Source organism: Bradyrhizobium sp., from assembly GCF_004799405.1.
GTDB lineage: Bacteria > Pseudomonadota > Alphaproteobacteria > Rhizobiales > Xanthobacteraceae > Bradyrhizobium.
In genome coordinates this window covers 1-9,935 of the sequence record NZ_SSMW01000086.1, presented here as the reverse complement: position 1 = coordinate 9,935, position 9,935 = coordinate 1, and the positions used below count along the sequence as shown (strand labels likewise).

At 63.0% G+C, this 9,935-nt stretch carries 8 protein-coding genes and 2 pseudogenes; 7 read left to right on the top strand and 3 right to left on the bottom strand.

The window, feature by feature from the left end; all coding sequences use genetic code 11:
- Positions 1 to 285, bottom strand: a pseudogene (locus E7813_RS14290) (hypothetical protein); the annotation flags it as partial.
- 176 nt (positions 286 to 461) lie between these two features.
- On the opposite strand from E7813_RS14290, the gene E7813_RS14285 reads away from it, so the two are divergent.
- From E7813_RS14285 to E7813_RS14265, 5 genes and pseudogenes are all read left to right on the top strand, one after another.
- Entirely contained in the window at positions 462 to 2,204 is a 1,743-nt protein-coding gene (locus E7813_RS14285) for a glycosyltransferase family 39 protein (protein WP_291574969.1), read from the top strand.
- A 1-nt stretch (position 2,205) separates the two neighbouring features.
- Complete coding sequence (locus E7813_RS14280) at positions 2,206 to 3,051, top strand: phosphatase PAP2 family protein (RefSeq protein WP_291574966.1); 846 nt, start codon at positions 2,206 to 2,208, stop codon at positions 3,049 to 3,051.
- Between the two features lie 105 nt (positions 3,052 to 3,156).
- Positions 3,157 to 3,882, top strand: coding sequence for a glycosyltransferase family 2 protein (locus E7813_RS14275; RefSeq protein ID WP_291574964.1), 726 nt, complete (start codon positions 3,157 to 3,159; stop codon positions 3,880 to 3,882).
- Positions 3,876 to 4,214 carry a lipid-A-disaccharide synthase N-terminal domain-containing protein gene (locus tag E7813_RS14270; RefSeq protein ID WP_291574962.1) on the top strand — a complete coding sequence of 113 codons (339 nt, stop codon included), beginning with the start codon at positions 3,876 to 3,878 and terminating at the stop codon, positions 4,212 to 4,214. Before E7813_RS14275 ends, E7813_RS14270 begins: the two co-directional genes overlap by 7 nt.
- A 143-nt stretch (positions 4,215 to 4,357) precedes the next feature.
- Positions 4,358 to 4,489: pseudogene (locus tag E7813_RS14265) on the top strand (SAM-dependent methyltransferase); the annotation flags it as partial.
- Between the two features lie 17 nt (positions 4,490 to 4,506).
- Here E7813_RS14265 and E7813_RS14260 read toward each other — a convergent pair.
- Complete coding sequence (locus E7813_RS14260; protein ID WP_291574960.1) at positions 4,507 to 6,195, bottom strand: Na/Pi cotransporter family protein; 1,689 nt, start codon at positions 6,193 to 6,195, stop codon at positions 4,507 to 4,509.
- Positions 6,196 to 6,313: 118 nt separating this feature from the next.
- Positions 6,314 to 7,510 (bottom strand): cystathionine beta-lyase, encoded by a 1,197-nt coding sequence (gene metC / locus E7813_RS14255; protein WP_291574959.1) that lies wholly within the window; start codon positions 7,508 to 7,510, stop codon positions 6,314 to 6,316.
- Positions 7,511 to 7,847: 337 nt separating this feature from the next.
- On the opposite strand from metC, the gene E7813_RS14250 reads away from it, so the two are divergent.
- Entirely contained in the window at positions 7,848 to 8,864 is a 1,017-nt protein-coding gene (locus tag E7813_RS14250) for an amino acid ABC transporter substrate-binding protein (protein WP_291574957.1), read from the top strand.
- Between the two features lie 21 nt (positions 8,865 to 8,885).
- On the top strand, positions 8,886 to 9,935 hold a 1,050-nt coding region (locus tag E7813_RS14245), incomplete at its 3' end, for an ABC transporter permease subunit (protein ID WP_291574955.1).

Here is a 9,935-nt window from a genome sequence, read left to right as displayed (position 1 = left end):
GATATAGGGTAGCGAAAGCAGATCCAGCAGAACATTGACAGGAGACAACATCCAGAGAAGGACGCCATTGCCGAGGAAATAGCGTCGTATCGTGGACAGGCTGAGGTTGGTATTGCGGCTGACGTCGTAAGCACCACAGAGCGCATAGAGCAACGCGATCTTGGGAAAGAAATACACGACCGGACCGTACGCGCAGAAAGGAATGATCACGCGTCGGAGCGAAAGCTTCCAAATTCGCTTTAGCCGCGCTCGGCTCTTCGACGGTTCGCTTAGCGTGATACTCATGCTCGCCTCACGGAAATGGCTGCGACTTAGGTCTTCTCAGATCGGCACCGATATCGGCCTGACGAGCCCGCGGTCCCTCTTAAAACTTCCCGGCCGATCGGGCAAGGTCGGGCAGGGCGCTTGATAGATGGAACAGTGGTGTTGTTTGCAGTGCGGTTTCATCGTATGCGAACAGCATGGTTGAAATCGTCCAACCCCGGCGCTTTGGGACAGGCCAACAGCCTGCGAAACCTGCCAATTCCAGCCGCAGGCTGATCGCCGCGTTCGACTTTGCGACGGCCAGTCACTGGCGCGCGATCGTATTCCTGGCGCTGTGCGGGCTGGTGTTTTTCCTGCCCGGCTTTTTCAACATGCCGCCGATCGATCGCGACGAGGCGCGGTTCGCGCAGGCCACCAAGCAGATGGTCGAAACCGGCGATTTCGTCGACATCCGGTTCCAGGATGACGTGCGCTACAAAAAGCCGGTCGGCATATACTGGCTGCAGGCCGCGGCCGTCGAAACCGCTTCGGCGCTGGGCTTGCCGCGCGCCGAACTGCGCATCTGGTTGTACCGCGTTCCATCCCTGATCGGCGCGATCGGCGCAGTCCTGCTGACTTACTGGACTGCGCTTGCTTTCTTGACGCGACGCGGGGCGGCGTTCGCTGGGCTGATGATGTGCAGTTGCGTGGCGCTTGGCGTCGAAGCGCGGTTGGCCAAGACCGACGCGATGCTGTTGCTGACGGTCGTCGCAGCGATGGGGGCGCTGGCCCGGGTCTATTTGTCGTGGCAGCGGGGCGAGGATCCCGCGCATCCGCCATGGAGCTGGCCGGCAATCTTCTGGACCGCGCTTGCGGGGGGCATCCTGCTCAAGGGTCCGCTTATCCTGATGGTGGTGGTGCTGACGATCGCCACGCTGGCGGTCCTCGACCGGTCCGCGGCATGGCTTTGGCGTCTGCGCCCGATATGGGGCCTGATGTGGATGCTGGTTCTGGTGCTGCCGTGGTTCATCGCGATCTTCTGGCGCTCCGGTAATGCATTTTTCACCGACTCGATCGGCGGCGACATGTTGGCCAAACTTGCCGCGCAGGAATCGCACGGCGCGCCACCCGGAACCTATCTGCTGCTGTTTTGGCTCACGTTCTGGCCAGGAGCGCCGCTGGCCGGGATGGCGGCGCCGGCAGTCTGGCGGGCGAGGCGGGAGCCCGGCGCGCAGTTCCTGCTGGCATGGTTGATCCCTTGCTGGATCGTGTTCGAGATCGTGCTGACCAAACTGCCGCATTACGTGCTGCCGCTCTATCCGGCGATCGCAATCCTGACCATCGGCACACTTGAGCGCCGGGTGCTGTCGCGATCCTGGTTGAAGCGAGGCACGGCCTGGTGGTTTATCATTCCTGCCGTCACCTCGGTTGCAGCCGTCGTCGGCGCGATCGTATTGACCCGCCAGCCGGTATTTCTGGTGTGGCCGCTCGCCGCCGCGGCGCTGATTTTCGGCCTGTTCGCGTGGTGGCTGTACGACGACAATCGCGCCGAGCGCTCGCTGCTGAATGCGGTGATCGCAGCGTTCTTCATGGCCGCGTCGATCTATGGCGTGGTGATGCCGGCGCTGACACCGCTGTTCCCAAGCGCCGAGATCGCACACGCGCTGCGCAACGTCGTTTGCGTCGGGCCAAAAGCCGCCGCCGCCGGCTTCCACGAGCCAAGCCTGGTATTCATGACCGGCACCGACACCCTGCTGACCGATGGATCGGGTGCGGCAGACTTCCTCAACCACGGCAGTTGCCGGTTTGCGCTGGTGGAAGCACGCAGCGAACGCTATTTTGTCCAGCGTGCCGAAGCCATCGGTTTGCGCTACGATATCGCCGACCGCATCGAGGGCTACAATATTTCGCAGGGAAGGGCGATTTCCGTCGCCATATACCGCTCCGAAGGCACGGAGTAAGATGCCTGCTCGGGCCGGCGTCGGCGAAACGTCGAATTATTTCGCTCAGCTCTTCGCTTTGGTGCGGCAGTCGGTGGCGCGACTGGCGCGGCCTCCTTCGCATTCGCGGCGCGCCGAGGCGGCGCGAAGAGCGGCGCGCCATGTGTTGCTGCTGGCGGCGATCCTCGGGGCGGTCATCATCGCGCTGATGTACGCGCTGGACGTGCCCGAGATCAGGCTGATGCCGCCGCGCGGCACCGCAGCCCTTTGGCCGGTCCGGATCCTGACCGATTTCGGCAGGGCGGCCTTCGTGCTGTGGCTGCTGGCAGCGATGTTATTCGCGGTTGCGCTTGCTTATCCGCGCGTGCGCGGAACCTCGCGATCGCTGCTGATCGGCTTTGCCACCCGGCTGCAGTTTCTGTTGCTGGCGGTAGCGGTGCCGCTGTTCGCCGGCGAACTCATCAAATGGATCGTCGGGCGCGGCCGCCCCTTCGTCGGCGGCGAAGCCGACGCCTTCAAATTCGCGCACTTCGCGGGAACCGAGGCCTATGCCAGCTTTCCATCGGCGCACGCGATCACAGCCTTCGCGCTGGCTTTTGCCATATCGGCGGTCTGGCCGCAGGCGCGGGCCGCGATGACCGTCTACGCCATCCTGATTGCCTTGAGCCGCCTGGTGCTGCTGGCCCATCATCCGAGCGACGTGGTCGCGGGAGCGTTGATCGGGGTGATCGGCGCGATGTTTGTGCGATACTGGTTTGCCGCCCGCCGTCTGGGGTTTGCCATTCATCGCGGTGGCGTGATCGTGCCGCTTGTCGGACCCTCATTCGGCCACCTCAAAAGGGTTGCCCGCGACGCATTCGCCCCATAAGAAGCGGACACTGCCGGGTATCGGACGACGCATTGCCGGCAGCAAGCCAACGCAAACCCGACGCCAACGAAGAGTATTGATTTGCCACCTTCTGATCCAGCCGCGGTGAACGTTTCCGTCGTTGTTCCCGTGCGCAATGAAGCGGGGAATGTGGCGCCGCTGATCGCCGAGATCGCCGCTGCGCTCGATGGCCGGTACGCCTATGAGATCATCTACGTCAATGACGGCTCGACCGATGCGACCGCCGAACAACTTGCGGCGATCATGAAACAGCGCGGAAATCTGCGCCGGATCGATCACGCGATATCGTCCGGTCAGTCGGCGGCGGTGCGCAGCGGGGTCCGCGCCGCGCGCGGCGCCATCGTGGCGACGCTCGATGGCGACGGCCAAAACAACCCGGCGTTCCTGCCGGACCTGATTTCCGCGATCGAGAACGGCGGCGACCGGGTCGGGCTTGCCGCCGGCCAGCGGGTCGGGCGCAAGGACACGGGGTTCAAGAAGATCCAGTCGCGCATTGCCAACAGCGTGCGCAACGCGATCCTGCGCGACGGCACCCGCGACACCGGCTGCGGGTTGAAGGCGTTCCGGCGCGAGGTGTTCCTGTCGATGCCTTATTTCGACGGGCTGCATCGTTTCCTGCCGGCGCTGATGCGCCGCGAGGGTTACGAGATCGCCTATGTCGACGTGGTCGATCGTCCCCGGCATTCCGGCGTGTCGAATTACGGCTTTTTCGACCGGCTGTGGATCGGGATCATGGATCTCGCAGGGGTGTGGTGGCTGATCCGCCGCAAGAAGCCGACACCGGTTGCCATTGAGGTGCAGCGATGTTGATCCAGTACGGACAGGACCTCAGCAATTACCTTTACGACGTTTTCGTCGCCAAGTTCGATTTCTGGCTCGCCTTCGGCCTGGTCGCGCAATTGCTGTTCACGGCGCGCTTCCTGGTGCAGTGGATTTCGAGCGAGCGGGCCGGCCAGAGCGTGGTGCCGATGGCGTTCTGGTTTTTCTCGATGGGCGGCGGCCTGATGACGCTGGTCTACGGCATCGTCAAACGCGAGCCGGTGATCATTCTCGGGCAGGCGATGGCCACCGTGATCTATGTCCGCAACATCATGTTGATTGTGAAGAATCACGCCAGCGGATCCAGGACGCTGGACCGTTGACCCGCTGAAGGCGGCGACCGCGCTGCCACATCGCTTTCAGCGTTACATCCGCTGGCGTAGGTTCCGACTGACTCTTGCCAACAACCCCACCTGGAATGCGGCGACAGGAGACAAGCAATGCCTGAAATCGACAGGGTATTTGCGAGATCGAAGCCAGGGACGCCGATGGGCTGGAGGCTGCGACCGACTACGCGGCGTCCAGGATTGCGAGTAGACATGGAAGCGGCGAGGTTGCCGCAAAAATTCAGGCGCACGTAATCGTGGCCGTGGCCTAGAGCACCGGGTAAGACCGCTAGCGGCCCGCTGACGGCGCCGGCAGCGCCGCGACATCGGTTTCGGCGCTCTTCTCGACGGGGGCCAGTTCGCCCGCCGCATCCAGCACGGAGTAGGCCACCGAGCAGATATGCGAATGAATGCGCCGCAGGTCGCGCAGCACGTCGAGATGCAGCGAGGTGGTTTCAAGCGTCTCGGGCCGTCCCTCGCGCAGGCGGTCGAGGTGTCGTTCGGTCGCCGCCAATTCGGTATTGCGCAACGCGGCTTTCTCCATGAGCAGCTTGCGCGCTTGGTCGATATCGCCCGACATGAACACGCCGAAGGCGATCCGCAAGGAATCCATGGTTCGCTTGTGGAATGCCGACAATTCCTCGGCGCCCTCGGGCGAGAACTGGAACCTGCGCTTGATCTTCTTGGTCGCAAGCTCGCTCAGATTCTTGTCGATGATATCGCCGATGTGCTCGAGATTGATGGTGAAGGAAATTATCTCCATCGCCCGCCGTCCCTCGCGCTCGTCGAGACTGCCGCGCGTCAGCTTGGTGACGTAGAGCTTGATCGCCTCGTCGAGATTGTCGACGCTGTTGTCCATCCGCGACACCTGATCCACCAAAGCGCGATCGTTGGTCATGATGGCGGCCATCACCTTGCGCAGCATGACTTCGACGAGATCGCCCATGTGCAGCGTCTCGCGCGCGGCATCCGCCAAAGCGAGCGAGGGCGTTTCAAGCGCGCTCTCGTCGAGATAGCGCGGCTGCGACGGGTCGGCTTCCTGATGGCGATTTGGCAGAAGTTTTTCCAGCAATAGCGCCATGCCGTCGAGCAGGCCGATGAAGATAATCGCGGTCGCCAGGTTGAACGCGATGTGAAATTCAGCCGTCATCCGGGCGAGGTCGGGTTGCCAGGCCTGCAATACTTCGGTGATCGGACGCAGCAATGGCGCGACCAGCAGCACGCCGACCAGCCGGTTGACGAGGTTGCCGAGCGGCAGGCGGTAACTTGCGGGATCGTCCCGGCGCGCGCCCTCGAAAACCGGATTGATCGCGCTGCCGATATTGGCGCCCAGCACCAGCGCCAGCGACGCATAGGGCGAGATGAAATGCGCGTAGGCCAGCGACATGACCAGAAGAACGCTGGCCACGCTGGAATGCACCGCCCAGGTGACGACCGCGCCGATGATAATGCAGAGAACGGGATCGCCGGTGACGGCGCTCATGAAGACGCGCATGCCCTGTGCATTTTCCGCCGGTGCCAGCGTGTCGAGTAGGATGTGCAGCGCCAGCAGCATCAGGCCGAGACCGATCGAGACCCGGCCGATGTCCTTGATGCGCGAGCGCGCGCCGCTGCGGAACGCGACTAGGCCGAGAATGAAGAGCACGGGGGCGGCGGCGGCGATGTTGAAGGACAGGACCTGGACGATCAGGGTGGTGCCGACATTGGCGCCGAGCATGATGGCAAGCGCGGGGACCAGGCCGACCAGTCCCTCGGCCGTGAATGAACTCGTGATCAGGGCGGTCGCGGTGCTGCTCTGCAGGAGCGCCGTCAGGCCGATGCCTGCGGCAAAGGCGGCGAAGCGATTTCTCAACGCCTTCGCCAGCAGCACGCGCAGGTCGGGACCGAACGCGCGCAGGATTCCGCTGTGGACCATGTGCAGGCCCCACAGCAGCAGCGCCACGCCGCCCATCAGGTCGAGAAGAACCAGGCTTCCCATCGATTTCCGTTTCCGAATTCGAGTCGAACGATCAGGCTACCGCCAAATGACGACGGATCAACCGTTTTATTGGCGTGATGGTTCCTGAAGGGCGGTGCCTTAGAAGGTCTCGTCGCGGCTAGATCGCAGCGTTGAAGGCGGCGAACCCACGCTCGAGGTCGGCCTTGAGATCCTCGACGTTCTCCAGCCCGATGTGGAGCCGCAGTGTCGGACCGCCCGGCGCCCATGTGGTGGCCGAACGATAGGCTGCGCAATCGAAGGGAATCACAAGGCTCTCGAAGCCGCCCCATGAAAAGCCCATGCCGAATAGCTTGACGGTGTCGAGCAGCCTGTCGACGGCCTGCTGTGGCGCCGGCTTGAGGACGATACTGAACAGGCCGGATGCGCCGGTAAAATCCCGTTTCCAGATGGCGTGGCCGGGATCGCTTTCCAGAGCCGGGTGCAGCACCCTGATGACCTCGGGCCGTGCCGCGAGCCATCGCGCCATCTCGAGTCCGGATTGATGGTGCTGCGCCAGCCGTACCGCGAGCGTGCGCAAGCCACGCAGCGCCAGAAACACGTCGTCCGGTCCGGCGCAGACGCCGAGGAGCTGGATCGCTTCGGCAACCTGCGGCCATGCCTTGGCGTTGGCCGAAATCGTGCCGAACATGATGTCGGAATGTCCGCCGATATACTTGGTCGCGGCCTGCATGCTGATATCGACGCCCTGTTCCAGCGAACGGTGAAACAGCGGCGTTGCCCAGGTGTTGTCGTCGATGACAAGCGCGCCGCGCGCATGCGCCGCGGCCGCGATGGCGGGAATGTCGGGCATTTCGAACGATTGCGATCCCGGCGCTTCGACCAGCACCGCTTTGGTGTTGGGCTTGAACAATTCGGCGATGCCGGCACCGATCATGGGATCGAAGTAGGTGATCTCGACGCCATAGCGCGCCAGCAAGCCGTTGCAGAAATTGCGGGACGGACGGTAGACGTTGTCGCAGACCAGCAGATGATCGCCGGTTTTCGCCACCGCCAGCAACGTCGTGCTGATGGCCGACAGCCCCGACGGGGTCAGACCGACGCCCGCGCATTGCGAGCCCTCGAGCGCCATCAGCGCTTGCTGCAGCGCCCTGGTGGTCGGGGTTCCGCGGCGGCCATACTGGAACTCGCCGCGATGGGCACGCAAATCTTCCGCGGTGGGGTAGAGCACGGTCGAGCCGTGGACCACCGGCGGGTTGACGAAGCCCTTTTGCGCCTCGGTGTCGCGGCCGGCCGTGATCAGCAGGGTTTCCGCCTTCAGCGGGGTCGATCCGTGGTCATCCCTTGAAAAACTCATGCGCGCGCCGCCACCAACACCGTTTTGCCGCAGCCGCGACGCCCTACGAAGGTCCGCCGGGGCGGCGGGTTCGGGCCGGTTCTTTAATAACAGGACACAGAACAGGGCCGTCAACCCCTTGACCCGGCTCGCCAGTCGTTCTGTGATGCTTGGCAGTTATTCAATCGCCGCACGTTGAGGGGCCTGCCGCGACCTTCGATCCATCGCTTGACCGGACTGCGCGCCAGAGGGCGTGTCGGCCCGGCATTTGCAGGGGATCGATCGCGAGGGTTGGCCCGTCAGCGCGAGCGGTGCTAAGCAAACGTTCCCGGACGACGACCCTTTGAAAGGCTTTGCCATGAAACGTGTATCGCTGGTTTTCACTCTTGCACTTGCCGCCGGCCTTTCGACGGGGGCCGCCACCGCGCAAACCCTCAAGACGGTCAAGGACCGGGGCACGCTGTCGTGCGGCGTCAGCCAGGGCTTGCCGGGCTTTTCGTCACCCGACGACAAGGGTAACTGGACCGGCCTCGACGTCGATATCTGTCGCGCACTTGCCGCCGCCATCTTCGACGATCCGACCAAGGTGAAGTTCGTGCCCCTGTCGGCCAAGGATCGTTTCACGGCGTTGCAGTCCGGCGAGATCGACGTGCTCTCGCGCAACACGACCTGGACCTTGTCGCGCGATACCTCGCTCGGCGCCAATTTTACCGGGGTGACCTATTATGACGGCCAGGGCTTCATGGTGAAGAAATCGCTCAAGGTGAATTCCGCGCTGGAGCTCAACAGCGCATCGGTTTGCGTGCAGACCGGCACCACCACCGAGCAGAATCTCGCCGACTACTTCAAAAGCAACAACATGAAGTACGAGGTAATAGCGTTCAGCTCCAACGACGAAGCCGTCAAGGCCTACGAGTCCGGGCGCTGTGACGTCTTCACCACCGACGTGTCGGGGCTTTATGCCAATCGTTTGAAGCTTTCAAACCCGGCCGACCATGCCGTGCTTCCCGAGGTGATCTCGAAGGAGCCGCTCGGTCCGATGGTGCGTCACGGCGACGATCAATGGTTCGATCTGGTGAAGTGGGTGCTGTTTGCGATGGTCGACGCCGAAGATCTCGGCATTACCCAGAAGAACGTCGACGAGATGGCGAAATCGGACAAGCCGGAGTTGAAGAGAGTATTCGGCAGCGACGGTAATTTCGGCGAATCGCTCGGCGTCACCAAGGACTGGGTGTCGCGGATCATCAAGGCGGTCGGCAATTATGGCGAATCCTTCGATCGCAACGTCGGCGCCGGCTCAAACCTCGGGATTGCCCGCGGGCTCAATCAGCTCTGGAGCAAGGGCGGAATCCAATACGCGCCTCCGATCCGCTGATCACGGCAAGGGGCCGCGGCGATGAGCATCGAGCCCCGACCGCCGCCGGCGCAGTTCGTCGCCAGACTGCGGCGTACGCTCGGCGGCCGTGCGGGCTGGAACGGATTCGTCTTTCAGATTCTGTTCGTCGCTGCGCTGGTCTGGATCGGCTACGAGATCGTGGCCAACGCGCGGGCCAACCTGGAGTCGCAGCGGATCGCGTCGGGCTTCGGGTTCCTCAGGAACAATGCGGGCTTCGACGTCAGTATGACCCTGATCCCGTATTCGGGCTCCGATCCGTATACCCGCGTCTTCCTGGTAGGCCTGCTCAATACACTGCTGGTCTCGATCCTTGGCATTTTCTTCGCGACCGTGATCGGATTTTTGGTCGCGCTGGGCCGGCTGTCGCCGAACTGGCTGCTCTCGCGCATTTCCGGCGCCTATGTCGAGCTGCTGCGCAATCTGCCGCTGTTGTTCCAGATCCTGTTCTGGTATCTCGCGGTGCTCGCTGCGCTGCCCAATCCGCGGCAAAGCGTTTCGCTGTTTGGGATCGTTTTTCTTTCCAATCGCGGTCTGATAGTTCCGAAGCCGATCGGCGACCCCGGTCTCGAACCGTTCGTGCTCGCCCTCGCGGCTGCGATCGTGGCCGCGTTGCTGTTGCATCGCTATGCGCGCCGGCAACTGTTCGAAAGCGGCAGATTGATCACGATCTGGCCCTATGTGGCAGGCCTTCTGATCGGCTTGCCGCTTTTGAGTTCGCTGATCTTCGGTGTGCCCGTCACATTTGAAATTCCCGAACTCAAGGGCTTCAATTTCTCCGGGGGGTCGCGGCTCATTCCGGAACTGGTGGCGCTGCTGCTGGCGCTGTCGACCTATACGGCGTCGTTCATCGCCGAAATCGTGCGCGCCGGCATTCAGTCGGTTCACGTCGGGCAGATGGAAGCCGGCGCTTCGCTCGGGCTGTCGCGCGGTTCGACGCTGCGGCTGATCGTGGTGCCGCAGGCATTGCGCGTCATCCTGCCGCCACTCACCAGCCAGTATCTGAACATAGCCAAGAACTCGTCGCTGGCGGTGGCGATCGGATATCCCGAC